The 22113-nt window shown below is 67.5% G+C and carries 24 protein-coding genes and 1 other RNA gene; 9 read left to right on the top strand and 16 right to left on the bottom strand.

The window, feature by feature from the left end; genetic code table 11:
• Positions 1 to 23 precede the first annotated feature (23 nt).
• The 4 genes from ACSVDD_RS08415 to ACSVDD_RS08400 form a co-directional block, all read right to left on the bottom strand.
• On the bottom strand, positions 24 to 1787 hold the full coding sequence (locus ACSVDD_RS08415; RefSeq protein ID WP_448188879.1) for an acetolactate synthase 3 large subunit: 1764 nt from the start codon (positions 1785 to 1787) through the stop codon (positions 24 to 26).
• A gap of 316 nt (positions 1788 to 2103) precedes the next feature.
• Positions 2104 to 3270 (bottom strand): aminotransferase-like domain-containing protein, encoded by a 1167-nt coding sequence (locus ACSVDD_RS08410; RefSeq protein WP_448188878.1) that lies wholly within the window; start codon positions 3268 to 3270, stop codon positions 2104 to 2106.
• A 63-nt stretch (positions 3271 to 3333) separates the two neighbouring features.
• Positions 3334 to 4287 (bottom strand): tRNA (adenosine(37)-N6)-dimethylallyltransferase MiaA, encoded by a 954-nt coding sequence (miaA, locus tag ACSVDD_RS08405; protein ID WP_448188877.1) that lies wholly within the window; start codon positions 4285 to 4287, stop codon positions 3334 to 3336.
• A 31-nt stretch (positions 4288 to 4318) separates the two neighbouring features.
• The gene (locus ACSVDD_RS08400) at positions 4319 to 4783 is read right to left on the bottom strand and encodes a cupredoxin domain-containing protein (RefSeq protein WP_448189154.1); all 465 of its coding nucleotides are present in this window, start codon (positions 4781 to 4783) and stop codon (positions 4319 to 4321) included.
• Positions 4784 to 4920: 137 nt separating this feature from the next.
• Between ACSVDD_RS08400 and serB the strand changes: the two genes are divergently transcribed.
• A complete protein-coding gene (gene serB / locus ACSVDD_RS08395; protein ID WP_448188876.1) occupies positions 4921 to 5814 on the top strand; it encodes a phosphoserine phosphatase SerB in 894 nt (297 codons plus the stop codon).
• Here the strand turns inward: serB and ACSVDD_RS08390 are convergent.
• From ACSVDD_RS08390 to hflK, 5 genes are all read right to left on the bottom strand, one after another.
• Complete coding sequence (locus ACSVDD_RS08390) at positions 5804 to 7084, bottom strand: TylF/MycF/NovP-related O-methyltransferase (protein ID WP_448188875.1); 1281 nt, start codon at positions 7082 to 7084, stop codon at positions 5804 to 5806. The two genes, serB and ACSVDD_RS08390, sit on opposite strands and share 11 nt — an antisense overlap.
• Positions 7085 to 7155: 71 nt before the next feature.
• Positions 7156 to 8721, bottom strand: coding sequence for a DegQ family serine endoprotease (locus ACSVDD_RS08385; protein WP_448189153.1), 1566 nt, complete (start codon positions 8719 to 8721; stop codon positions 7156 to 7158).
• Between the two features lie 238 nt (positions 8722 to 8959).
• Positions 8960 to 9148: a DUF2065 family protein gene (locus tag ACSVDD_RS08380; protein ID WP_448188874.1), complete on the bottom strand. Its 189-nt coding sequence runs from the start codon at positions 9146 to 9148 to the stop codon at positions 8960 to 8962.
• Positions 9149 to 9239: 91 nt separating this feature from the next.
• Positions 9240 to 10157, bottom strand: coding sequence for a protease modulator HflC (gene hflC, locus ACSVDD_RS08375; RefSeq protein WP_448188873.1), 918 nt, complete (start codon positions 10155 to 10157; stop codon positions 9240 to 9242).
• Positions 10158 to 10167: 10 nt separating this feature from the next.
• Entirely contained in the window at positions 10168 to 11352 is a 1185-nt protein-coding gene (hflK, locus tag ACSVDD_RS08370; protein WP_448188872.1) for an FtsH protease activity modulator HflK, read from the bottom strand.
• Between the two features lie 146 nt (positions 11353 to 11498).
• On the opposite strand from hflK, the gene apbC reads away from it, so the two are divergent.
• The gene (gene apbC, locus ACSVDD_RS08365; RefSeq protein ID WP_448188871.1) at positions 11499 to 12641 is read left to right on the top strand and encodes an iron-sulfur cluster carrier protein ApbC; all 1143 of its coding nucleotides are present in this window, start codon (positions 11499 to 11501) and stop codon (positions 12639 to 12641) included.
• A gap of 206 nt (positions 12642 to 12847) precedes the next feature.
• Here the strand turns inward: apbC and ACSVDD_RS08360 are convergent, their stop codons facing one another.
• Entirely contained in the window at positions 12848 to 13264 is a 417-nt protein-coding gene (locus ACSVDD_RS08360; RefSeq protein ID WP_448188870.1) for a hypothetical protein, read from the bottom strand.
• 591 nt (positions 13265 to 13855) lie between these two features.
• On the opposite strand from ACSVDD_RS08360, the gene ACSVDD_RS08355 reads away from it, so the two are divergent.
• Positions 13856 to 14530, top strand: a complete 675-nt coding sequence (locus ACSVDD_RS08355; protein ID WP_448188869.1) for a class I SAM-dependent methyltransferase — start codon at positions 13856 to 13858, stop codon at positions 14528 to 14530.
• 37 nt (positions 14531 to 14567) lie between these two features.
• On the opposite strand, the gene ACSVDD_RS08350 is transcribed toward ACSVDD_RS08355, so the two are convergent.
• The 3 genes from ACSVDD_RS08350 to ACSVDD_RS08340 are packed head-to-tail and all read right to left on the bottom strand — an operon-like array spanning position 14568 to position 17215.
• Positions 14568 to 15365, bottom strand: a complete 798-nt coding sequence (locus ACSVDD_RS08350; RefSeq protein ID WP_448188868.1) for an ABC transporter ATP-binding protein — start codon at positions 15363 to 15365, stop codon at positions 14568 to 14570.
• Positions 15362 to 16249: an ABC transporter permease gene (locus tag ACSVDD_RS08345; RefSeq protein WP_448188867.1), complete on the bottom strand. Its 888-nt coding sequence runs from the start codon at positions 16247 to 16249 to the stop codon at positions 15362 to 15364. Before ACSVDD_RS08345 ends, ACSVDD_RS08350 begins: the two co-directional genes overlap by 4 nt.
• Before the next feature lie 3 nt (positions 16250 to 16252).
• A complete protein-coding gene (locus tag ACSVDD_RS08340; RefSeq protein WP_448188866.1) occupies positions 16253 to 17215 on the bottom strand; it encodes an ABC transporter substrate-binding protein in 963 nt (320 codons plus the stop codon).
• A gap of 141 nt (positions 17216 to 17356) precedes the next feature.
• On the opposite strand from ACSVDD_RS08340, the gene ACSVDD_RS08335 reads away from it, so the two are divergent.
• Both ACSVDD_RS08335 and ACSVDD_RS08330 read left to right on the top strand, forming a co-directional pair.
• Positions 17357 to 17542, top strand: a complete 186-nt coding sequence (locus tag ACSVDD_RS08335) for a hypothetical protein (RefSeq protein ID WP_448188865.1) — start codon at positions 17357 to 17359, stop codon at positions 17540 to 17542.
• 27 nt (positions 17543 to 17569) lie between these two features.
• Positions 17570 to 17947: a DUF983 domain-containing protein gene (locus ACSVDD_RS08330; RefSeq protein WP_448188864.1), complete on the top strand. Its 378-nt coding sequence runs from the start codon at positions 17570 to 17572 to the stop codon at positions 17945 to 17947.
• On the opposite strand, the gene thyX is transcribed toward ACSVDD_RS08330, so the two are convergent.
• Positions 17948 to 18886 carry an FAD-dependent thymidylate synthase gene (gene thyX, locus ACSVDD_RS08325; protein WP_448188863.1) on the bottom strand — a complete coding sequence of 313 codons (939 nt, stop codon included), beginning with the start codon at positions 18884 to 18886 and terminating at the stop codon, positions 17948 to 17950.
• Between the two features lie 103 nt (positions 18887 to 18989).
• Here thyX and ssrA point away from each other — a divergent pair.
• From ssrA to ACSVDD_RS08310, 3 genes are all read left to right on the top strand, one after another.
• Positions 18990 to 19361: a transfer-messenger RNA gene (gene ssrA / locus ACSVDD_RS08320) on the top strand.
• A gap of 24 nt (positions 19362 to 19385) precedes the next feature.
• Complete coding sequence (locus tag ACSVDD_RS08315; protein WP_448189152.1) at positions 19386 to 19880, top strand: SspB family protein; 495 nt, start codon at positions 19386 to 19388, stop codon at positions 19878 to 19880.
• A 5-nt stretch (positions 19881 to 19885) separates the two neighbouring features.
• The gene (locus ACSVDD_RS08310) at positions 19886 to 20272 is read left to right on the top strand and encodes a TfoX/Sxy family protein (protein WP_448188862.1); all 387 of its coding nucleotides are present in this window, start codon (positions 19886 to 19888) and stop codon (positions 20270 to 20272) included.
• A gap of 147 nt (positions 20273 to 20419) precedes the next feature.
• Here ACSVDD_RS08310 and ACSVDD_RS08305 read toward each other — a convergent pair whose 3' ends face one another.
• Together ACSVDD_RS08305 and def are read right to left on the bottom strand one after the other, a co-directional pair.
• Positions 20420 to 21127, bottom strand: coding sequence for a COQ9 family protein (locus ACSVDD_RS08305; protein WP_448188861.1), 708 nt, complete (start codon positions 21125 to 21127; stop codon positions 20420 to 20422).
• A 1-nt stretch (position 21128) separates the two neighbouring features.
• Positions 21129 to 21668 (bottom strand): peptide deformylase, encoded by a 540-nt coding sequence (gene def / locus ACSVDD_RS08300; RefSeq protein ID WP_448188860.1) that lies wholly within the window; start codon positions 21666 to 21668, stop codon positions 21129 to 21131.
• Between the two features lie 199 nt (positions 21669 to 21867).
• Between def and rpsU the strand changes: the two genes are divergently transcribed.
• A complete protein-coding gene (gene rpsU, locus ACSVDD_RS08295) occupies positions 21868 to 22071 on the top strand; it encodes a 30S ribosomal protein S21 (RefSeq protein ID WP_012974546.1) in 204 nt (67 codons plus the stop codon).
• Positions 22072 to 22113 lie beyond the last annotated feature (42 nt).

Below are 22113 nucleotides of genomic sequence, written 5' to 3'. Positions count from 1 at the left end.
TCCGCCAAGATCGTGTTCTTCGCTTACACCAGCACCATGCCGTCTTCCGGCGTGGCGTCGGAGGGGCTGTCCTCCGGGCCAAACAGGATTTCGTTGTGCGCCTTGCCGCCCGGGATCATGGGGAAGCAGTTTTCCTTGGGATCGACCAGGATGTCGACGATCACCGGCTTGTCGGTCACCGCCAGCATCTGCTCGATCACCTTATCGACGTCCGCCACCGTCTCGGCGCGCAGGCCGACGCAGCCCCAGGCCTCCGCCAGCTTGACGAAGTCGGGCAGCGCCTCCGAATAGCTCTCCGAGTAGCGCGAGCCGTGCAGCAGCTCCTGCCACTGGCGCACCATGCCCATGTACTTGTTGTTCAGGATGAAGATCTTCACCGGCGCGCGGTACTGCACCGCGGTGCCGATCTCCTGCATGTTCATCAGGAACGACGCCTCGCCCGACACGTCCACGACGATCGAGCCGGGGTGCGCCAGCTGGGCGCCGATGGCCGCCGGCAGGCCGTAGCCCATGGTGCCCAGGCCGCCCGAGGTGAGCCAGCGGTTCGGCTGGTCGAAGGGCAGGAACTGCGCGGCCCACATTTGGTGCTGGCCGACCTCGGTGGTGATGTAGTGGTCCTTGCCCTTCAGCGCCTCGCGCAGGCGCTCCAGCGCGTACTGCGGCTTGATGACGCTTTCGGTGCGGTTGTAGTTCAGGCAGTTGCGGCCGCGCCAGCCGTCGATCTTGCCCCACCACTCCTTCAGCGCCGGCTGGTCCAGGCGCTTCTGCTTGGCCTTCCACAGGCGGATCATGTCCTCAAGCACATGCGCGCAGTCGCCGATGATGGCGATGTCCACGGCGACGTTCTTGTTGATCGAGCTGGGGTCGATGTCGACGTGGATCTTCTTCGAGCCCGGCGCGAAGTCCGACAGCTTGCCGGTCACGCGGTCGTCGAAGCGGGCGCCGATGTTGATCATCACATCGCAGCCGTGCATCGCCAGATTGGCCTCGTAGGTGCCGTGCATGCCCAGCATGCCCACCCACTGCGGGTCCGACGCCGGGAACGCGCCCAGGCCCATCAGCGTCGAGGTGACCGGGATGCCGGTCATCTTGGCGAACTGCGTCAGCAGCTTGGCTGCCATCGGGCCGGAGTTCACCACGCCGCCGCCGGTGTAGAAGATCGGCCGCTTGGCGTTGGCGATCAGCTCGACGGCCTCCTCGACGCGCGACAACTCCGGCTTCATCTGCGGGCGGTAGGTCTTGTGCTTCACCTCGGTCGGCGGCACGTAGGTGCCCTCGCCGAGCTGCACGTCCTTCGGCAGGTCGACCACCACCGGACCCGGACGGCCGGTGCGCGCCACGTAGAACGCCTCGTGCAGCGTGCGGGCGAGGTTGTTGACGTCCTTGACCAGATAATTGTGCTTGGTGCACGGCCGGGTGATGCCGGTCGTGTCGGCCTCCTGGAAGGCGTCGTTGCCGATCAGGTGCGTCGGCACCTGCCCCGACAGGCAGACGATCGGAATCGAGTCGCACAGCGCATCCAAGAGGCCGGTCACCGCGTTGGTGGCGCCGGGGCCGGAGGTCACCAGCACGCAGCCCACCTTGCCGGTGGAGCGCGCGTAGCCTTCCGCGGCGTGCACGGCGGCCTGCTCGTGGCGTACGAGGATGTGCTTGAGGTCGTTCTGCTGGAACAGCGCGTCGTAGATGGGAAGTACGGCGCCGCCGGGATAGCCGAAGACGATATCGACGCCCTGATCCTTCAAGGCCTTGATGACGATCTGCGCGCCGGTCAGCTTCTGTTCGGGCATGGTTCGACCTTCTTGCTGGCGCCCCCGAATGGGGCGACCTCGTTCGCTAATCCCCGCCGCGCCCCTGCCCTATTCAGGCAAAACAAAGGGTTACCCCCTCCGCGGCACAGCTGGGAGGGGCAAGCTAGTCAAAACAAGGGTGGAAGGTCAACCCATTTTGCGAAGTTTCGAAAAGCTTTTTTGCCGCAGCTTTTCCAAATGTTGCGCAGAGGGGGCATGGCAGACATGCAATGTGACGCCCCGGACACGACAAAGCCCCTCGGCCGGGCGGCCGAGGGGCTTTGTCGCGGACTCGCGTGCGATCAGGCGCCCGTCTTCAGGCTACGCTCTTCACCAGATCGCAAATCCGGCCGATGCCCTCGCGGATGCGCTCCGGCTTGGAGGCGGAGAAGCTCAGGCGCAGGGTGTTCTGCCCCGAGCGGTCGGCGAAGAACGCCGAACCCGGCACGAAGGCGACGTTGGCCTCCTTGATGGCGCGTTCCAGCAGGGCCACGCCGTTGACGTGCTCCGGCAGCTCCAGCCAGACGAACATGCCGCCCTGCGGCTTGGTCCAGGTGACGCCCGGCGGGGCGAACTCCGCCAGCGCCGAGAGCATGGCGTCGCGACGCTCCTTGTAGTGGCCGCGCAGGGTCTTGATATGGCTGTCGAAGATCTCGTGCACCACGTCGTTCAGCACGATCTGGTTGATGGTGCTGGTGTGCAGGTCGCCGGCCTGCTTCATCAGGACGAGGCGGTTGACCACCTCGGCCGGCGCGTTCACCCAGCCGACGCGCAGCGCCGGCACCATGGTCTTGGAGAACGAGCCGCAATAGATGACGTTGGTCGGCTTGCCGCCGTTGCGCGCCGCGTCCAGCGCGGCGATGGGGGGCAGCGCCTCGCCCTCGTAGCGCAGCTCGGTGTAGGCGGCGTCCTCGATCACCGGCACGCCGGCCGCGGTGCACAGGTCGAGCAGCGCCTCGCGCCGGGCCAGCGACACGGTGGTGCCGTTGGGGTTCTGGAAGTCGGGGACGAGATAGAAGAACTTGGGCTTCTCGGCCAGCGCCGCTTCCAGCGCCGCGAGGTCCGGCCCCTCATCGTCCATGGGGATGGAGATGTACTTGGGCTCGTAGGGCGAGAATGCCTGGAGCGCGCCGAGGTAGGTCGGCCGCGTCACCACCACCGTTTCGCCCGGCCCGATCAGCAGCTTGCCGACGAACTCCAGCGCCTGCTGCGATCCGCTGGTGACCAGCACCTCGTCCAGCCCGGTCTTGATGCCGCGCCGGCCCATATAGGCGCAGATCCAGTCGCGCAACGGCGTGTAGCCCTCGGAGATGGTGTACTGGAGCGCACCGCCGGCCCCGGCGTTGGACTGGAACACCTTCTGGTAGGCGTGCGCCAGCGCCGCGGTCGGGAAGAAATCCGGGTCGGGGATGCCGCCGGCGAACGAGATGATCTCCGGCCGGTCGATGAGCTTCAGCAGCTCGCGGATTTCCGAAGCGCTCATGCCGGACACCCGGCCGGCAAACACGTGTCCCCAATCCACCGTCACTATCCGTCCTCCAGACACTCAATCGCGCAAGGTCGTTTCAAGCGGGCGCAGCATGGCATCACGATGCGCCGCTGAGTAGAGAGTAGGAACGGCATGGCAGGCATGCGCGGCTTTGTCCAGAAGTTGGTGACGGAACCACGTCACCTGCCGCTTGGCGTAGTGGCGGGTGGACTGCTGCGCCCGGACGGTCGCCGCCGCCAGCGACAGCTCGCCGCGCAGGTGCGCCCGCAGTTCCGGCACGCCCAGCGCCTTCATCACCGGCAACTCCAGGTCGAGCCCAAGCGCGTCCAGCGCCCGCACCTCGTCCAGCGCGCCGCGCTCCAGCATGATGGCGAAACGCTTGTCGCACATGGCGTAGAGGTCGGCGCGCGGCGGGTCGATGACATAGGTCTGAAAGCGCAGGCCCGGCGGCGGGCCGTCGGGTGCGGCGGACTGCCAGTCGGTGAGCGGGCGCCCGGTGGCCTCCAGCACCTCCCAGGCGCGCACCAGCCGCGTGGTGTCGCCGGGGTTGAGCCGTGCGGACGCCGGGTCGCGCGCCACCAGCCCGGCGCGGAACGCTTCGCCGCCCAACGCCGCGTGGCGCTCGCGGGCGGCGGTGCGGATCGCTTCGGGGATGGTGGGTACGTCGCACAGCCCCTCCATGAGGGCGCGCAGGTACAGACCGGTGCCGCCGACGACGATGGGCAGGCGGCCCGCGCTGCGTGCGGCATCGATTTCCGCCAGCGCCAGCGTCCGCCAGCGCGCCGCCGAGCCGCGCTCGGAGCCGGGCAGCACGCCGTACAGCCGGTGCGGGGCGCGCGCCAGATCCGAGGGATCCGGGCGGGCGGTGAGCACGTCCAGCTCGCGGTAGAGCTGCATGCTGTCGGCGTTGATGACGGTGCCGCCGAACGCCTCGGCGATGTCGACGGCCAAGCCGGACTTGCCGGACGCCGTTGGTCCGCCGACGACGATGACCCTGCCCTTGGTACCCATGCACCCCGCCCCTGACACGCAACGCGGCAAGCTAGCGCACGGTGATCCGTCCCGTCATGCCGAACGTGCTGTGCAGCGGTTCATCGCACCGCAAATCGAAGGTGCCGGCGTCGACCGGCACGAACTCGATCACCGTGGTCTGCTGCGAGGGAACCTCCAGATTCACCAGTGACGGCGTCTCGATGGTGTTCTGCGGCGTCGTCACGCGGCGCACGGCAATCGCACGGAAGAAGCCTTCCGAGGTGAAGGTGTGCGGCCCCTTGCCCGCATTCTCCAGCGTCAGCCGGTAGGGCACATCGCGTTCGAAGTTCAATGCGTTTGGCGTGAAGGCGTATTCGTTCAGCGTCACCACCACGGTGCGGGCCTTCGACCAATCGGCGGCGGCGACCCGCGCCCCGACGTCGGGCACGTAGCCGGCCGGAGGCCGGTCGGCGATGTCGGTTTTCGCGCACGCACCGAGCAACGCGGCCATCGCAAGGCCGACAAAAATGCGCATGTCCACGGCGGTCCTCCCGGATGCTTTTCTAATAAAGTTGGCCGCCGAGACCCGGCCTGCAATTGGCCACAATGGTTGGCTCACCTCCTTGCTCTGTGCTAGGGAGCGCCCGCGCCCATCCAACCGCCCGGTGCCCCATGCAAGCCGTCGTCACGCTGATCGCCGCCCCCGCCACCCTCGACGCCGACGCCGCGCAGGCCGTGCGCTCCTCCCTGCAAGGGCTGGGAGCCGAGGTGGCCAAGCCCGACTGGCTGGCGCCGGGCGCCGCCTGCGACCTGACGTTCGAGGGCTTGGCGCCAGAACAGGCGGAGGCCGCCGCGCGGCTCGCCCTGGGCGGCATGCCGGTGGACATCATCGCCCAGCCGCGGGCCGGGCGGCGCAAGCGCCTGCTGATCGCCGACATGGAATCGACGATCATCCGGCAGGAGATGCTGGACGAACTGGGCGACTATGTCGGCCTCAAGGACCACATCGCCGGCATCACCGCCCGCGCCATGAACGGCGAGATCGACTTCAAGGGTGCGGTGCACGAGCGCGTCGCCCTGCTGAAGGGTCTGCCCGAGCGCGTGCTGGACGAGGTCTGGGCGCGCGCCGAGCTGATGCCCGGCGCCAAGGAATTGGTCGCCACCATGCACGCCAACGGCGCGGTGTGCGTGCTGGTGTCCGGCGGCTTCCGCTGCTTCACCAGGCGAGTGCGGGAGTGGGTGGGCTTCGACGAGGACCGCGGCAACGAGTTGGAGGTGGTGGACGGCACGCTGACCGGCCGCGCGCTGGAACCGATCCTCGATAAGACGAGCAAGCTCGATTCGCTGATGGAGTTCGCCGGCACCCACCGCGTGCCGGTGGCCGAGACCATGGCGGTGGGCGACGGCGCCAACGATCTGCCGATGCTGCTGGCCGCCGGGCTGGGTGTCGCGTACCACGCCAAGCCCGCGGTCGCCGCCGAGGCGCGCGCCCGCGTGAACCACGGCGACCTTACGGCGCTGCTGTACGCGCAGGGCTACCGGGCGGGCGAGTTCGTCAGCCGGTGATGCGGATCGCCACCTGCTTGGTAAAGGGGCTGACGGCGAAGATGTCCCAGCGCACGCCGGTGGCCTGAACGTACTCCTGGAACGCCTTGTACTCGTCGTCGCGCCAGGTGCGGTTGCCGATGAACTCGTCGAAGACCAGCACGCTGCCCGGCCGGATGCGGTCGGCCAGCGCGGTCAGCACCGTCTTCGCCGACGAGTAGATGTCGCTGTCCACGTTGACCAGACGCACCGGGCCGGGGTGCGCGGCGAGGAACGCCGGCAGCGTGTCCTCGAACCAGCCCGCGTGCAGCGCCACGTTGGGCCGCACCGCCGGCAGTTGGCGGCCGGTGGAGAGCACGCCGCGCGGCTCGGCGCCCCAGGCCTCGGGCAGCCCCTCGAACGAATCGAAGCCGTGCACCGCCTGCCCCGCCACCGCGGCGATGCGGTCGATGGAGGTCCCGCGGCGCACACCGAACTCCAGCACGAGGCCGGGCTGGGTCGCTTGCGCCACCGCGTGCTCCAGCAACAGGCTGCTGAGCGCGAACAGGCGCAGGTCCGGGGCCAGCGCCGGCCGGATGGCGTCCACCGAGTCCCACAGCGCGCGGCGGCGCGGCTGGGTGGCAATGCGCTCGGCGAAAACGGCGCGCGCGCCGGCCTCGTCGCCCAGCAGCCGGCGGTAGACGGCGAGCAGCGCCCAGTACTTGCCGTTGGCGCCGGTCTGCGAAACCGACTGTTCCAGGCGACGCAACGCGTCATCCGGTCCGCGCAGGTGCAAAGCCGGCGCGTGGCTGCCGAGCCACGCCGCGGCGTGCTCGGGGTCGCGCGCCAGGAGCGCGTCGAACGCCGCCAGCGCCGGCTCGGCGTGGCCCAGGGCGTTGTGGCTGAGGCCGACCTCGTACAGCAGGTCGATGCTGGGGTCCGGCGCCGACTCGGCGACGCGCAACACGTCGGCGTAGCGCGCGTCACGGCGGCAGGCGCTGGCCAGCGTGTCGGTGAGGCCGGGAAGGCCGGGCGCCAGCGCCGCGACGCTTTCCAGCACGCCGACCGCGCGGTGCGCGTCGCTCGCCGCCAGATGGGCGCGGCCGAGGTGGAACAGCGCTTCCGCGTCGGCGGGATCGTTGGCAAGGGCGCGCTTGAGGTGGGCAAAGGCGCTGATGGAATCGCGCCGGCCGGCGTAAGCGGCGCCCAGCAGCACGTCCGCGTCCGGCAAACCGGCCAGCCGCTTCAACGCCGCATCGAACCGCCCTGCGGCAAGCAGGGTGCGGGCCTCACGCAGGCGGTCGTCCGTCAATGTATGGTCTTCCCAAAAAAAGAAACGGCACCGGCGGTCGCCCGCCGGTGCCGCTGCAACTCCAACCCCGCTCAGCCCTGGCCGAGCGGCAGGGCCACGAAGCGCAGGTCGCCCTGGCGCTCGATCAGCAACAGGATCGACTTCTTGCCCTGCTCGCGCGCCTTCTGGACCTTGGCGGCGACGTCGGCCGGAGCCTTCACCTCTTCCTGACCAACCTCGACGATCACGTCGCCGGCGCGCACGCCCTTCTCCGAGGCCGGAGTGCCGTTCGCCACTTCGGTGACCACCACGCCCTTCTGCTCCGCCTTCAGCTCGAACTGCTGGCGCAGTTCCGGGGTGATGCCGGTGAGCTTCAGACCCAGCGCCTCGGTGGCCTTCGGCGCGGCGCCCTTGGGCTTCTCCTGCTCTTCCGGCGCGTTGGCGAGCAGGCCGGACTCCTCGGCCGCCTCCAGTTCACCGACCTTGACCTGCATGGTCGTCGGCTTGCCCTTGCGCCACACCTCGACCGGCACCGACTTGTCGATGGGGGTCTCGGCGACGACGCGCGGCAGGCGGCGCATCTCGTTGATGTCCTTGCCGTCGAACTTGGTGACCACGTCGCCGGCCTGGATGCCGGACTTGGCGGCCGGGCCGTTCGGCGTCACCGAAGCGACCAGCGCACCCTTCGGCGCCTGAAGGCCGAGGCTCTCGGCGATTTCCGGCGTGACGCCCTGGATGCGCACGCCGAGCCAGCCGCGCTTGGTGCGGCCGAAGTCCTTGAGCTGGGCGAAGACGGTCTTGGCGATGTTGGACGGGATGGCGAAGCCGATGCCGACCGAGCCGCCCGACGGCGAGAAGATGGCGGTGTTGATGCCGATCACCTCGCCGTTCATGTTGAACATCGGGCCGCCCGAATTGCCGCGGTTGATGGCGGCGTCGGTCTGCAGGAAGTCGTCGTACGGTCCGGCGTTGATGTCGCGCGCGCGGGCCGAGACGATGCCGGCGGTCACCGTGCCGCCCAGGCCGAACGGGTTGCCGATGGCGACCACCCAGTCGCCGACGCGCATGATGTCGCTGTCGCCGAACTTCACGTCGACCAGCGGGTGCTGGGTCTTGATCTTCAGCAGCGCCAGATCGGTCTTGCTGTCGCGGCCGACGATCTCCGCCTTGATGTTGGTGTCGTCCTGCAGGATGACGGTGATCTCGTCGGCGTCCTGCACCACGTGGTTGTTGGTGACCACGTAGCCGTTCTTGGCGTCGATGATGAAGCCCGAGCCCAGCGAGGTCGCCTTGCGCGCCGGCGCGTCCGGCTGCTGGCCATGGCGGTCGAAGAAGTCCTTGAAGAACTCCTCGAACGGCGAGCCCGGCGGGAACTGCGGGATCTCCGGGCGCGAGCCGTCGGGGCGCTGCTGCCCGTCGGGACGGTCCGGCCGGCCGTTGCGCTCCACACGCTGCTGCGGGGCGGTCTGGCTGGTGGAGATGTTGACGACGGCGGGCAGGAGCTTCTCCGCCAGATCGGCGAAGCCGTTGGCCGGTCCGCCCGCGCGCGGCTGCGCCGCCGCCGGGCTGCCCACGGCGGAGAACGTCAGCGCGCAGGCCAGTGCTGCAACCACCGGCAGCCCGGCCAGCCGGCCAAGCAGGCCGCGACGCGCCACCATGGTGTTGGAATTATCGTTGTCTCGGTTCACTGGGGTGATCTCCCTGCCACGAACGCCGCGCCCGGTGATTCGCCAAGTCGTGCTCAAGCGATCCCAGGCGTCGGTGCACACGCCTCCCGCTTGGCGGATGTAATCCGTGTGTGAAAGCGCTTCAAGCGAACACACGGATTTCCACCGAAAGAGCGGCCGGCGAGTATGCGAAGACGAGTATGGTGGAAAAAAGGCATTCCGCAACCGCTCACGCCGCCCGCAACAGCCAGACGAGGCCGACGCCCAGCGCCGTGGCGGCAAGGCCGGCGGCGCGCATCTGCGGTTCGGGAATGGTGAGCGCCTGTTCGATGACGCGCCGCATGCCCGTTGGGAACAGGGCGTACAGCGCGCCCTCGATCACCAGGACCAGGGCGAGTGCGGTGAGAAGGTCGTCCATGGGGGGTCTTCGAGTCGGGAGACGTTTGCCCCCATCCCTAACCCCTCCCCTGCGAAACGGGGAAGGGCTGGGGTGGGGGCAACGCGTCGCGTTACTGTGCGGTCTGACGGACCGGCGCCGAAGCCGGAGCCGGGGCCGCCGGAACTCCGCCGCTGGCGTCGTTGAAATAGCGGAAGAACTCGCCGTTGGGCGACAGCACCAGCGTGGTGTCGTCCTTGTTCAGCGCCTTCCGGTACGCTTCCAGCGAACGGTAGAAGCCGTAGAACTGCGGGTCGGACGAGGTCGCGTCCGCGATCGTCTTCAGCGCCTGATTGTCGCCCTCGCCGCGCTGGATCTGCGCGTCGCGCTGCGCCTCGGCCAGGATGACCGTGCGTTCGCGCTCGGCGCGGGCCTTGATCTGCTGCGACTGCTCCTGGCCCTGCGCCCGCGCCTCGGCCGCCTCGCGTTCGCGTTCGGAGCGCATGCGGGCGAAGATCGCCTGACTGGTCTCCTCCGGCAGATCGGCGCGGCGGATGCGGACGTCGACGATCTCGATGCCGCGCTGCTTGGCCTCGGCGTTCACCTGAGTGCGGATGTCGTTCATGACCCGCGGGCGCTCGTCCGACAGCACGGCCAGCAGCGTCACGCTGCCCAGCACGCGCCGCATCGCCGAGTTGACGACGCTGCCCATCTGGGCGTTCGCCGCCTGTTCGGTGCGCAGCGACTGGAAATACAGCTTCGGGTCGATGATGCGGTAGCGGGCGAAGGCGTCCACGTCCAGGCGCTTCTGGTCGGCGAGGATCACCTGCTCGACCGGCGGGTCGAGGTCGAGAACGCGGCGGTCGATGTAGACCACGTCCTCGATGAAGGGGATCTTGGCGTGCAGGCCCGGTTCCTGGATCTCGCGCTTGATGGCGCCCAGCTGGACGACGAGCGCCTGCTGCGCCTGCGTCACCGTGAACAGCGAGGCGGACGCCAGGATGAGCAGGACGAGGACGCCGACGCCCGCAATGATGAGGTTTCGGTTCATGGCGTCGCCCTCACTGCGTGCGCTGTTGGCCGCCGGCCTTGGCCGGCGCGGGGGCCGCCACGGGCGGCTGGAGCTTGTCGAGCGGCAGGTACGGCACCACGCCCTGACCGGCGCCACCGACGTTGCCGTCGATGATCACCTTGTGGGCGCCGCTCAGGATCTGCTCCATGGTTTCCAGGTACATGCGCTTGCCCAGAACCTCCTTGGACTGGCTGTAGGCCTGGTAGATCTTGCTGAACCGCTCGGCGTCGCCGCGCGCCAGGTTGATGACCTGCTCGCGGTAGGCGGACGCCTCCTGGATCAGCCGCTCGGCCTCGCCGCGGGCGCGCGGGATCACGTCGTTGCGGTAGGTCTCGGCCTCGTTGCGCAGACGCTCGCGGTCGGCGCGGGCACGCTGCACGTCGTTGAAGGCGTCGATGACCGGGGCGGGCGGGTCGGCCTTCTGCAACTGCACCTGGGTGATGGTGATGCCCGCCTCGAACTCGTCCAGCATGGCCTGGAGGAGTTGCTTGGTGGACGCCTCGATCTGCGCGCGCGCCTCGGTCAACGCCGGCTGCAACTCGGTGCGGCCGATGACCTCGCGCATGGCGCTCTCGGCCGCCTTCTTCACCGTACCCTCGGGATCACGGATCTTGAACAGGTACTGGCCGGCGTCCTTGATGACCCAGAACACCGTGTAGTCGATGTCGATGATGTTCTCGTCGCCGGTCAGCATCAGCGACTCGTCCACCACGTCGCGCTCGTTGCGCCGGCCCTCGGTGGCCGAGCGGTAGCCGATCTCGATTCGGTTGATCCGCGTCACCTTGGGCAGCAGCACCGACTCGATAGGAGACGGCAGGTGGTAGCGCAGGCCGGAATCCGCAGTGCGCACCCATTCGCCGAAGCGCAGCACCACGCCCTTCTCGTCCGGCTGCACGCGGTAGAAGCCGGTCAGCCCCCAGATCACCAACAACGCGACGATCACCAGCAGAATGTTGCGGCTATTCCCCATGCCGCCGGGGGGCAGGACGCGCTTCAGCCGGTCCTGGCTGCGCCGCAGGAGATCCTCAAGGTCGGGCGGCTGCGGGCCGCCGCCACCGCCGCCACCGCCGGGCGGGCGCCCCCACGGGCTCGGTCCGCCGCCGCTGGGGGGTGGCCCCCAGGGGCCGCCACCGCCGCCCCCACCCTGGCCCCCGCCTTGATTGTTCCACGGCATACCTGTGATCCCCCTCGCTCTCGATTGCCGGTGTTCCCGGTCGCTTTACCATTATTGACGGTCGGTTCTATAGTGCGCCCTCCCGCTCGGGGCGAACGAACCGACGGATATCCGCAGATATCGGGAAAGAACCGGAGTTTTCAACCATGGCGCAGGTCACCGAAGCGCAGGTTATTGCGGCGCTCAAGACCGTCATCGACCCGGAGCAGGGAAAGGACATTGTTGCGCTCAACATGCTGTCCGGCCTGATGATTCGGGACAGCAACGTCGCCTTTTCCATCGAGGTCGATCCCAAGCGCGGCGCTCAGGCCGAGCCGGTTCGCCACGCCGCCGAGAAGGCGGTGGAAGCGCTGCCCGGCGTCACCTCGGTGACCGCGGTGCTGACCGCGCACCGCCCGGCCGGCGCGCCGACTGCACCCGTCCATCAACAGCAGGGCCATGGGCATGACCATGGCGGGCACGGGCATGGCCACGGCCAGCCGCAGAAGAAGCTGGTGCCGGGCGTGAAGGCCATCGTCGCCGTGGCGTCGGGCAAGGGCGGCGTCGGCAAGTCCACCACCTCGGTCAACCTCGCCCTGGCGCTGGCCGCCAACGGGCAGAAGGTCGGCCTGCTGGACGCCGACATCTACGGCCCCAGCATGCCGCGCATGCTGAACATCCAGGGCCGCCCGGTCACCCACGACGGCAAGACGCTGGAGCCCATGGAGAACTATGGCATTAAGGTGATGTCCATGGGCTTCCTGGTGCCGGAGGACACGCCGATGATCTGGCGCGGCCCGATGGTGATGAGCGCCATCCAGCAGATGCTGGGCGACGTGAACTGGGGCGAGCTGGACGTGCTGGTGGTGGACATGCCGCCGGGCACCGGCGACGCCCAGCTGACCATGGCGCAGCAGGTGCCGCTGGCCGGCGCGGTGATCGTCTCGACGCCGCAGGACATCGCGTTGCTGGACGCCCGCAAGGGCCTGAACATGTTCCGCAAGGTGGACGTGCCGGTCCTCGGCATCGTCGAGAACATGAGCTACTTCTGCTGCCCGAACTGCGGCCACCGCACGGACATCTTCAGCCACGGCGGGGCGCGCAAGGAGGCGGAAAGCCTCGGCACCGACTTCCTGGGCGAGGTGCCGCTGGACATCGTCATCCGCGAGACCTCCGACCAGGGCCAGCCCATCGTCGTCTCGCAGCCCGACTCGGAGCACTCCAAGGTCTACCGCGAGATCGCCCGCAAGGTCTGGGAGAAGGTCGGCGGCGCGGCCGGACGGCAGGCGCCGCGGATCGTCGTGCAGTAGGCCAGCCACCGACTAAAAAGCCCCTCTCCCGTCAAGGGAGAGGGGCATTCAAGCGATTGCCCTGCCAAAGCCGCTTGCCAAATCCACCGCAATCGCTTAGGATTTAATTCGCAGCGTACCCGAGGTGCGCCCGGTGCGCAGGGAATCGTACTGAACACCCCCCGCACACTGTTCCATAGTGTTCCAAACTGTTCCATTCGGCCGTCTCACCGCCGAACCGGCGGCAGGCAGTTGCCGATCATCTGATAGCAGAGCTGGATGTCGCGGTTCTCGTTGTAGCGCAGATCGACCACCCGCCCCTGCCGGACGGCGAAGGTCGCCACGCAGCTGTACTCGGTCGTCCAGGTGTCGACGTCGCCGAAGATGCTGAACGGTCCACCGCCGCCGAAGAGCCCCGGCCCGTCGTAGTCGCGGTGGATGTTGGTCTGCTGGCGGCCGTAGCTCAGATACTCGGTGCCGTCCGAACCAGTGGTGCTGTGCTGGGGCACCCCGGCGCAGGCCAGCAGATCGCCTTTGGGCATGCCGACCAGCGTCTGCGGCGCCTGCTTCGCCAGATCGGCCTCGGGGCTGGCGCAGGCGGCCAGCGCCGCCATCGCCAGCGACAGAATCGCACGGGTCTTCATACCGCCCTCCCTGAGCACATAACGACAGAGGGGGACATTTAGCCCCACCCGCAAAGCGTCAACCCTGCTATACAGGCATGAAGAGCATTGGATTGGCCGTCACCCGGCATCCGCGCCGACACCCAACAGCCGCCATCAGATGAGTTACCGTTTGTTGACTATTTTCCACCGAAACCTGTTTGGCGAGGCATGAAGAGGGCTTCAGGGGATCACCATGCTGACGAAATACAGCAAGGCGTCCAGCGCCTTGTTATCGCTCAAGAAATTCTTCTTCACCGACAATGACGCTCTCCACGCTCGCGAGACAAACATCGCTCGCCTCTACAAAGGGCAGCCAAGAAGAATATCGTGCAAAACATGTGGTCAGCCCCCCCAAATAACGAGACATTCGTCAAGAATACAATCACATATTATTTTTGCGAATGCTGCGGACACCTAAACGGATGCTTTGAGGATACGGACACATTCTGCGCTTCGGTATACACCGATGATGATTCTTACGCGAATAGGTACACCGCGACCGACAAGGACACGTACGCTGGCCGGCTGGCTCAGATCTATGTTCCGAAGGCAACGTTCCTGGAAGAGGCCTTGCTCGCCGAAGGCCACAAACCGGCATCCTTGCGTTATGCAGATCTCGGAGCTGGATCAGGTTATTTCGTTGCAGCCATGGCGGCCATTGGTTGTGCAAACATGGTGGGCTACGAGGTCTCCGAAGCGCAGGTCGCGTTCGCGAAGGCCATGGCACGCGGCATCGACATACGGTCCCACAAGATGGACGAGATGCCGTCTATCGCCCACACCGTCGAAGCCCACGTCATCTCCATGATCGGGGTGCTTGAGCATCTGCAGAACCCTCGCGAGATACTCAAGCTCATCAAAGACAACCCGGCAGCAAGATACCTTTATCTCTCATTACCCTTATACAGCCCGACCGTGTGCTTTGAAGCAGTGTTCCCATCGGTGATGCAGCGCCATCTGTCCGCAACCCACACCCACCTCTACACGAACTCGTCCATCGAGTGGTTGTGCCAGGAGTTCAAGATGAAGCGGGTCGCCGAATGGTGGTTCGGCACCGACATCCTCGACCTGTTTCGCAGCATCCATGTGGTGCTGGGGCAAAGCGGACAGGCCGCGCCCCTTCGGGCGAAATGGGAGGAGAGCTTCGTGCCGATGATCGACGAATTGCAGGCTGTGATCGATCGGCACAAGCAGGCATCCGAGGTTCATCTGTTGCTCGACCTGCGCCCTTCGCAGGCCGGTTAGGCCCCGCCCGCTATTCCGTCGTCAGCCGGTTCCACGCTCAGCCGATCAGCAGCGAATCGTCGCTGATCTCCGCCCCGCCGCGCTGTTTGGCGAACAGGGCCAGCAGGTGCGGCACGTCGAGCCCGGCGCGCTGCTCGCCCGCCACGTCCAGCACGATCTTGCCCTCGTGCAGCATCACCGTGCGGTCGCCGTAGTCCAGCGCCTGGCGCATGGAGTGCGTCACCATCAGCGCCGTCAGGTTCTTCGACTCGACGATGCGCTGGGTCAGGCCCAGCACGAAGTCGGCCGTCGCCGGGTCGAGCGCCGCGGTGTGCTCGTCCAGCAGCAGGATCTTGCAGCCCGCCAGCGTCGCCATCAGCAGGCTGACCGCCTGCCGCTGGCCGCCGGACAGCAGCCCCATGCGGTCGTGCAGCCGGTTCTCCAGCCCGAGGCCCAGTTCGGCGATGCGTTCGCGGAAACGCTCGCGCCGGTGGTTCCCGAGCGCCAGGGCGAACCCGCGCTTCGCCCCGCGCGCCGCGGCCAGCGCCATGTTCTCCTCGATGGTCAGCGCGGCGCAGCTGCCCGCCATCGGGTCCTGGAAGACGCGCGCCACATAGCCGGCGCGCCTGGGCGTCGGCCAGCGGGTCACGTCGGTGCCGTCGATGGCGACCGCGCCGCTCTCGGCGATCACATCGCCGGCCAGGGCGCCGAGCAGCGTCGACTTGCCGGCGCCGTTGGAGCCGATGACGGTGACGAACTGCCCCTCGGGGATGGTCAGGTCGACGCCGCGCAGCGCGTGCTTCTCCAGCGGCGTGCCGCGGCCGAAGGCGACGTGCAGGTCCTTCACTTCGATCATTTCGCAAACGCTCCCGCGCGCATCTTCATCCGCGGCAGGATCAGCGCCACCGCCACCAGCACCGCCGTCACCAGATTGAGGTCCGACGCCTGCAAGCCGATGGCGTCGGCCGACAGCGCGAACTGGACCGCCAGCCGATAGAGGATCGAGCCCACCACGCAGGCCGCCAGCGCCCCGGCGATGCCGCGGATCGGCAGCACCGTCTCGCCGACGATGACCGCCGCGAGGCCGACCACGATGGTGCCGATGCCGGTGGTGACGTCGGCGAAGCCGTTGGTCTGCGCGAACAGCGCCCCGGCCAGCCCGACCAGCGCGTTGGACAGCGCGATGCCGAGGGTCAGGTGGGTGTCGGTCTCCACACCCTGGGCACGGGCCATACGGGCATTGACGCCGGTCGCCCGCATCGCCAGCCCGAACTCGCTGGCCAGGAAGCGCGCCAGCAGCGCCACCACCGCCAGCACCACCGCCGCCACGAACAGTGGCCGCACGATGTGGTCGGGCAGCCCCAATCCGTAGAACGGCGTCAGCACCGTGTCCTGCATGATGAGCGCGACGTTGGGTTTCCCCATGACCCGCAGATTCACCGAGAACAGCGCGATCATGGTGAGGATCGAGGCCAGCAGATGCAGGATGCGGAAGCGCACGTTGAGCACCGCCGTGACCAGCCCGGCCCCCGCCCCCGCCGCCATGGCGGCAAGGCTGGCGAGCCACGGGTTGACCCCGGCGACGATCAGCGTGGCGGCGACCGCGGCGCCCAGGGGGAAGCTGCCGTCCACCGTCAGGTCCGGGAAGTCGAGCACCCGGAACGACAGGAACACCCCGAGCGCCACCAGCGCGTAGACCAGCCCGATCTCCACCGCGCCGAAGAAGGCGATTTCAGTCACTGTTTACTGTCCAACGGTCTTGGTCGCGCGCTTGGTGACGCTCTCCGGCAGGGTCACGCCCATGGCGGCGGCGGCCTTGGGGTTGACGAACAGGTCGGTGCCCTTCGCCAGTTCCACCGGGATGTCGCCGGGCTTCTCGCCCTTCAGCACCCGCGCCACCACCGCGCCGGTCTGCTTGCCGACCTGGAAATAGTCGAAGCCGATGCTCGCCACCGTGCCGCGCGCCACGCTGTCGGTGTCGGCGGAGAACACCGGCAGCTTCGCCTGCGCGCCCACCGCGTTCAGCGCTTCCAGCGCCGAGACCACCGTGTTGTCGAGCGGCACGTAGATGGCGTCCGCCTTGCCGACCAGGCTGCGCCCGGCGGTCTGCACGTCGGCCGACTTGTTGGCCGCCGCCTCGACGACGCTCAAGCCCTTCTTGGCCGCCTCGTCCTTCAGCACCTTGACCATGCTGACCGAGTTGGGCTCGCCGGGATTGTAGACGACGCCGATGCGCTTGACGGCCGGCACGATCTCCTGGATCAGCGCCACGTGCGCCGCCACCGGGGCCATGTCCGACACGCCGGTGACGTTGCCGCCGGGCTTCTCCATGCTGCGGACCAGTTGCGCGCCCACCGGGTCGGTCACGGCGGTGAAGACCACGGGCACGTCGCGCGTCGCCGCCGCCACGGCCTGCGCCGAGGGGGTGGAGATCGGCACGATCACATCCGGGCGCTGGCCGATGAACTGCCGGGCGATCTGCGCCGCAGTGGCCGGGTTGCCCTGCGCCGACTGGTAATCGACCTTGAGCCCCTGGCCCGGCGTGAAGCCGGCCTCCTTCAGCGCCGCGATCACGCCGTCGCGGGTGGCGTCGAGCGCCGGGTGCTCGACGATGGCGGTGATGGCGACCGACTTGCTTTGGGCCAGCACCGGCGAGGCGAACAGGGTCGCCGCGGCGGCAGCCAGCAGGACGCGCGAAATGGTCATGGTCTCGGTCCCCCTTGTCGGATTTTCCTGGGCGTACGATGATTCCTCGCATGCCCTAGCCGGCCCCGCGCGCCCCGTCAACCGGTGCGAGAGCATGCCAGCTGGAAAGATCACGCAGCCAGGAGCCGCCCAGGAGCCGCAATGCCCGAAGACTCACGCGACGCCCGCATCCGCGAGCTGGAATCCGCGCTGGCCGACATCGCCGGAGAGGCGCGGGCCGGCTCCTACGCGCTGTGCGCCCATGAACTCCAGATGCGGCTGGAGAACATCCTCAGGCGCATAGAAGCCTTGCGCTCGGTGCCGGACGCCGGTCCGCGCCCCATATGAGTGCCGGACCGAACGAAAGAGCCCTGAATGGCGAGCATCCCTATGGAGAAGCGATCCACGCTGTCCGCCGTGCTGCGCGGTGTGGCGCAGACGTGCCCGGCCTGCGGCCGCGGCCGGCTGCTGCACCGCTACCTGAAGCCGGTGGAGCTGTGCGCGGCCTGCGGCGAGCCCTACGGCCACATGCGCGCCGACGATGCGCCGCCGTGGATGACGATCCTCATCGTCGGCCACATCGTCGTGCCGAGCCTGCTGATGGTCGAGCAGGCCTACCACCCCGAGGCGTGGGTGCACTTCGCCATCTGGCCGCTGCTGACCCTGGCGCTCACACTGGCGTTGCTGCCGCGCTGCAAGGGCGCGGTGCTCGGCATGATGTGGGCGACGGGGTTGCAGGGCGGCGAGCGCTGATCACTCGGCGCGTCCCAGCGACTCCATCAGTTCCCGCCATTCGCGCTTGGACAAGCCGCTGTTTTCCTGGGTCACCGCCTCGCCCGAGAGCATGCGCTGGACGATCTCCAGCCCGGTGCGCGACAGGTGCGCGCCGCCCATGCGGTACTGGGTGAACGAGTCGTACACCGCCGGCACCCAGCGCTTCACCACGTCCAGCATCGCCTCGGCGTACACCCGGATCTCGTACTGGGCGTGGATGTCGGCGCGCAGGGACAGGAAGTGCAGCAGATTGTGCAGGTCCACCTTCCAGTACCACTGCGTGTAGTAGTTCAGCGGCAGGTTCATGCGCGCCAGCTCGCGCGCCAGCCCCTGGCGGTTCTCGTCGATGACCGAGCCGTCCTCGCGGACGTTCAGCAGCTCCTCGTAGTGCGCGTAGCAGGTTTCGGAGTCGTCGCGCAGGATCTTCAGGACCCGCGCCGCCTCATCGCCCACCAGCACGTCGCCGCGGCCCTGGCGGTTGTCGGTGGACTGGGCGCCGAGCTGCTCGGGCGCCGGCACGTAGAACTCCCGGTCGAGGATCGAGTAGCGCGCCGAGTATTCGTTGACGTTCGCCGTGCGGTGGCGAATCCACTGGCGGGCGACGAAGATCGGCAGCTTCACGTGGAACTTGATCTCGCACATCTCGAACGGGGTCGAGTGGCGATGGCGCATCAGGTACTTGATAAGGCCGGCGTCTTCGCTGACCTTCTTGGTGCCCTTGCCGTAGGAGACGCGCGCCGCCTGCACCACCGCCGCATCGTCGCCCATGTAGTCGATGACCCGGACGAACCCGTGGTCGAGCACCTCGAGCGGCTCGTACAGGATCTCTTCCAGGGCCGGCACGGTGGCGCGGCGGGTCTCGGACGAAACGGCGCGCTGCCGGTCGATCTCGGCGCGCTGATCGGGCGTGATCGGCATGGGTTCTCCAGCATATGGGGGGTTGGTCACGGACCCCTACGCCATTCCTAGACCAGGCGGGGGAAAATTCCACGCAAAATTATATGCCCGCGACCGCACCCCTGCTCTTCCTTTGGCCGACGGAAGTCCCTATATTACCGCCGTCGGGTAACACCGACTATGGCGATAAACGCTTTGCGGAATAGGCGTTGCGGACCCGGGGGCGGTACCCGGCGCCTCCACCAATCCCCTCCCTCCTGGTTTTTCGGGCGGGCGGGCTCATGGGGGCGAAACAGGATCGACGCGCGTAGTAAAGGTAAAGTTTTCGCTCGGCATGGTACCGCCGTTATCGGGCCAATCGCAATAGTTGCCAATGACAACGTTGCTCAGGCTCGCCTCGCTGCCTAACGGCGGCTGGTAAGCCTAAATCAAATCCCTTCGGGGTAGCACTTGAAGGTGGGGTTCGTGGGCCACCTAGCAACAGAAGGCCCACACTTCCTTTTCGAAGGCCGGCGTGAGAATGGCGAAAGAGCAGCTCCGTTACGATAAGATGGTCGAGACCGCCCTTCGGGGCGTCGTGCGCGATGCGATCCGCCAGGTCGTCGATCGGGGCCTTCCCGGCAATCACCATTTCTACCTGACGTTCCGCACCAGCTACCCCGGCGTCGACATCCCGGAGTACCTGCGCAGCCAATACCCGAACGAGATGACCATCGTTCTCCAGTACCAGTACTATGGGCTGGAGGTGGACGACGAGAAGTTCGCGGTGACGCTGAGCTTCAACAACGTGCACGAACGGCTGGAGATCCCGCTGGGCGCGATCACCACCTTCGCCGACCCCTCGGTGAACTTCGCGCTGCAATTCCAGCCCGCGACTCCGGCCGAATCCGCCGAGGTAGCTCCCATCGGCGAGCGTACGCCCTTCAAGGAGGAGGCGAAGCCCGCCCCCACCGACGCCGACGAGCCGCCGAAGCGCGGCGAAGTCGTCACCCTTGACGCCTTCCGCAAGAAGTAGTCGCCGTGCCGCCCAGGCCCGCGCCAGGGGCCGAGTTCGCCGACCTCGTTTGCGAACTGCTGTCCCCTATGGGCGAGGTGCGTGCCCGCCGTATGTTCGGCGGGTACGGGGTGTACTGCGACGGCGTGATGATGGCGCTGATCGCCGACGAGGTGCTGTACCTGCGCACCGACGAGCGTACACGTACAGCGTACGAGGCACTCGACCTGCCGCCGTTCGCGCCGTTTCCCGAGAAGCCCATGCGGATGCCCTACCACCGCCCGCCCGACTCGGTGCTGGACGATGGCAACGAAATGCTGTCCTGGGCGCGGCCCGCCTATGACGCTGCGCTGCGGGCGCAGGCCGCTAAGAAGCCGAAGAAGCAGCGCGCGATCCTAGTGGAGGACAACTAGATCTTCACGGATTGCACGGATTTGGGCACGGATTACACGGATTTTTCTTGATCGTGCCCAGCAACGGCCTTCGGGATGCGCCGTCGCTGTGCAAGCATCGAAAAAAATTCGTGCAATCCGTGAAGTCTCAGCACCTCGCACCCCGGCTCAGATGTTCTCCGCCATGTGCACCGTGGCGTTGCCGGCCTGGGCGTCGGTAGTGCGCTGGCGCAGCTGGCGGGCGAAGCGCATCGGGCTCGGCAGGCGCCAGATCAGGCCGCCGATGCCGCCCACCGTCGACATCGCCTTGCCCACGCCCATGACGTCGGCGAGGCGGCGATCGATGAACGACCAGGATTCCTCGCGCCCCTCCGACTGATCGTCAAGCCAGTAGAAGGTGGAGGCGCTGAGCACCGCCGCCAGCAGCGCGCGCTTGGTGTAGTGGTTGAAGTCGGTCGAGTCGTCGCCGGCCGCGTACCACATGGAATCCACTGAGCGGTACAGCAGCTGCAGCCCCAGCGCCACGTTCTGCGGCATCGCCAGATAGGCCATCATGCGCCGCTTGGCCTCGCGGTGCGGCTCAAGCACCTCGAAGTGCGTGCGCAGCGCCAGCTTGACCTTGTCGCCGGTGCGCATCTCGGCCAGCGGGCGCGCTGCCATCTCCTCGGCCATGCGGCGGTCGGTCCAGGCGCCGAAATGCTCGATCAGTTCGGGGATGCCTCCGGGGAAGGCGCGGTGCGCCATCACCGCGTCATGGCCGGCTATGCGGGCGCCGTCACGCAACGCCAGCTCGCTCCAGCCGTCGAAGACAACGTTGGGCAGAGTCGCCAGCAGGATCTCGTCCCGCACCGAATCCATTTCCATCGGTGTGTCCATCTTATTCCTCCTGCTGGGCCGCCAGGGCGGCCGCGATGTGATGCGACTCCTCGTTGAAGGCGAGCAGCCGCAGGTCCGGAATGCGATCGATGTAGAGCACGCCGTCGAGATGATCCACCTCGTGCTGCACCACGCGGGCATGGAAGCCCTCCGCCTCGCGCTCGATCACGGCACCGTCGAGGCCGACGCCGCGGTAGCGGATGCGGTGATGCCGCGGCACCAGACCGCGCAGGCCGGGAATCGACAGGCACCCCTCCCAGCCCAGTTCCATCTCATCGTCCAGGGGCTCGATCTCCGGATTGATCAGCACCGTCTCCGGCACCGACTCGCCGCCCGCGCGCTCGGCGGACACGCGGATGACGACGATGCGCAGCCCCTGGTGGACCTGCGGCGCCGCCAAGCCAACGCCGGGAGCATCCAGCATCGTGTCGATCATGTCGGCGGCAAGGCGCCGGATCTCCGGGTCCGCTGGGTCGCGCACCGGCTCGGCCATGGTGCGCAACACCGGGTGCCCCATGCGGGCAATCTTCAAAAGAGCCATGGTTCATTATCTGGGAGCGGGCACGGCCTCGGCAACCGGAACGGCATCGGGAACAGAAAGCCGATTCAAATCTTCCCTTCGACGGAAATGCGTGATACATCCAATTCCGCTGAGGGGTGCGCGGGATTGCGCATCCCCTAATGTTGCTTGGCGAAACCAAGGGCTCCTCCGGGCGCCTCAGAAGGGATGACGGTCAACCGTGCAAGTTCTGGTACGTGACAACAACGTCGATCAGGCCCTCCGCGCGCTGAAGAAGAAGATGCAGCGCGAGGGCATTTTCCGGGAGATGAAGCTGCGCCGGAACTACGAGAAGCCCTCGGAGAAGCGCGCACGCGAGAAGGCGGAAGCGGTTCGCCGCACCCGCAAGCTTCTGCGTAAGCGCATGGAGCGCGAGGGCTACTAGTCGTAGCTGCCGGGCGCGGTTTTACCGCACCCGCCCTGTCGA

It is taken from the genome of Azospirillum terrae (assembly GCF_053470425.1).
The sequence above is the reverse complement of the archived record's forward strand: the minus strand, read 5'-3'. Positions and strand labels throughout refer to the sequence as shown.

Excerpts from the sequence above, each read along its gene's own strand:
- ACSVDD_RS08305 (WP_448188861.1), bottom strand. The coding sequence starts at position 21,127 with ATGGACACACCGATGGAAATGGATTCGGTGCGGGACGAGATCCTGCTG.
- ACSVDD_RS08415 (WP_448188879.1), bottom strand. The coding sequence starts at position 1,787 with ATGCCCGAACAGAAGCTGACCGGCGCGCAGATCGTCATCAAGGCCTTG.
- ACSVDD_RS08360 (WP_448188870.1), bottom strand. The coding sequence starts at position 13,264 with ATGAAGACCCGTGCGATTCTGTCGCTGGCGATGGCGGCGCTGGCCGCC.
- apbC (WP_448188871.1), top strand. The coding sequence starts at position 11,499 with ATGGCGCAGGTCACCGAAGCGCAGGTTATTGCGGCGCTCAAGACCGTC.
- hflC (WP_448188873.1), bottom strand. The coding sequence starts at position 10,157 with ATGAACCGAAACCTCATCATTGCGGGCGTCGGCGTCCTCGTCCTGCTC.
- ACSVDD_RS08315 (WP_448189152.1), top strand. The coding sequence starts at position 19,386 with ATGGCGAAAGAGCAGCTCCGTTACGATAAGATGGTCGAGACCGCCCTT.
- miaA (WP_448188877.1), bottom strand. The coding sequence starts at position 4,287 with ATGGGTACCAAGGGCAGGGTCATCGTCGTCGGCGGACCAACGGCGTCC.
- serB (WP_448188876.1), top strand. The coding sequence starts at position 4,921 with ATGCAAGCCGTCGTCACGCTGATCGCCGCCCCCGCCACCCTCGACGCC.
- hflK (WP_448188872.1), bottom strand. The coding sequence starts at position 11,352 with ATGCCGTGGAACAATCAAGGCGGGGGCCAGGGTGGGGGCGGCGGTGGC.
- def (WP_448188860.1), bottom strand. The coding sequence starts at position 21,668 with ATGGCTCTTTTGAAGATTGCCCGCATGGGGCACCCGGTGTTGCGCACC.
- ACSVDD_RS08400 (WP_448189154.1), bottom strand. The coding sequence starts at position 4,783 with ATGCGCATTTTTGTCGGCCTTGCGATGGCCGCGTTGCTCGGTGCGTGC.
- ACSVDD_RS08350 (WP_448188868.1), bottom strand. The coding sequence starts at position 15,365 with ATGATCGAAGTGAAGGACCTGCACGTCGCCTTCGGCCGCGGCACGCCG.
- ACSVDD_RS08335 (WP_448188865.1), top strand. The coding sequence starts at position 17,357 with ATGCCCGAAGACTCACGCGACGCCCGCATCCGCGAGCTGGAATCCGCG.
- ACSVDD_RS08380 (WP_448188874.1), bottom strand. The coding sequence starts at position 9,148 with ATGGACGACCTTCTCACCGCACTCGCCCTGGTCCTGGTGATCGAGGGC.
- ACSVDD_RS08330 (WP_448188864.1), top strand. The coding sequence starts at position 17,570 with ATGGCGAGCATCCCTATGGAGAAGCGATCCACGCTGTCCGCCGTGCTG.
- thyX (WP_448188863.1), bottom strand. The coding sequence starts at position 18,886 with ATGCCGATCACGCCCGATCAGCGCGCCGAGATCGACCGGCAGCGCGCC.
- ACSVDD_RS08410 (WP_448188878.1), bottom strand. The coding sequence starts at position 3,270 with ATGAGCGCTTCGGAAATCCGCGAGCTGCTGAAGCTCATCGACCGGCCG.
- ACSVDD_RS08340 (WP_448188866.1), bottom strand. The coding sequence starts at position 17,215 with ATGACCATTTCGCGCGTCCTGCTGGCTGCCGCCGCGGCGACCCTGTTC.
- ACSVDD_RS08385 (WP_448189153.1), bottom strand. The coding sequence starts at position 8,721 with ATGGTGGCGCGTCGCGGCCTGCTTGGCCGGCTGGCCGGGCTGCCGGTG.